Genomic DNA, 781 nt, shown 5'->3' with positions numbered 1-781 from the left:
CGAAGGGAAGAGGAGAGGGGGAAAAAGAAGAGAGCCAGCAAGGGAAAGGGAGGAAACAGGAAAAAAAAAAAAGAAGGAGAAAGAAAAGATGGAAAAGAGGGAAGGAAAGGAAGAGGGGGAGGAGGAGGGGGGGAGAGAGAAATTAAATAAAGAAAAAGAGGAGGGGGGGGAGAAAAAAAAGAAAGAGAGGAAAAAGGAAAAAGGAGAGGGGAGGAAAGAGAAAAAAAGAGAGGGAGGGAGGAAAAAGGAAAAGGGGGAAGGAGGGAGGAGAGAAGAGGGAGAAAAAGGAAGAAAAGGAAAAAGAGAAAAGAAAAGGGAGGAGGGAGGGGGGGGGAAAGAAGAAGAAAAAGAGGGGGAAAAGGAAGGGAAGAGAGGAGAAAAAAAGGGGGAGGAGGGAGAAGAAGGAAAAGAGGAGGAAGGAGGAGGAAGGGGAGGAGAAAGGGAGGGGGGGAGAGAAGGAGGAAGGGAAAAAAAGAAAGGAGAGAAAGGGAGGGAAAGAAGAGGGAAGAAAAAAAAAAAGAGGAAGGGGAAAGAAAGGGAGAAAGGGAAGAAAGAAGGAAGGAAAAGGGGGAAAAGAAAAAGAAAAGAGGAAGGAGAAAAAAAAAAGGAGAAGAGAGAGGAGAAAGAAAAGGAGAGGGGGGGGAGAAGGAAAAGAGAGGGGGAGGAAGAAGAGGGGAGACAGGAAGAGGACAAAGGGGGAAAAAACAGCAAGCCGACTAAAGAGGCGGAACAGGGTATGAAACAGGAGGAAGAAGGCGGGCGAGAGAGAGAGGGAAAGGGA

At 47.6% G+C, this 781-nt stretch carries 1 protein-coding gene; it reads left to right on the top strand.

All coding sequences use genetic code 11. The annotated features are described in order from the left end of the window. Window positions 1-88: 88 nt before the first annotated feature. The coding region (locus K5Q92_RS23835; RefSeq protein ID WP_220771254.1) for a hypothetical protein at window positions 89-781 on the top strand (693 nt) is incomplete at its 3' end.

Source organism: Shewanella sp. MBTL60-007, from assembly GCF_019654915.1.
Lineage (GTDB): Bacteria > Pseudomonadota > Gammaproteobacteria > Enterobacterales > Shewanellaceae > Shewanella.
Note: the sequence above shows the minus strand (reverse complement) of the source record. Positions and strands in the feature narration are given on the sequence as shown.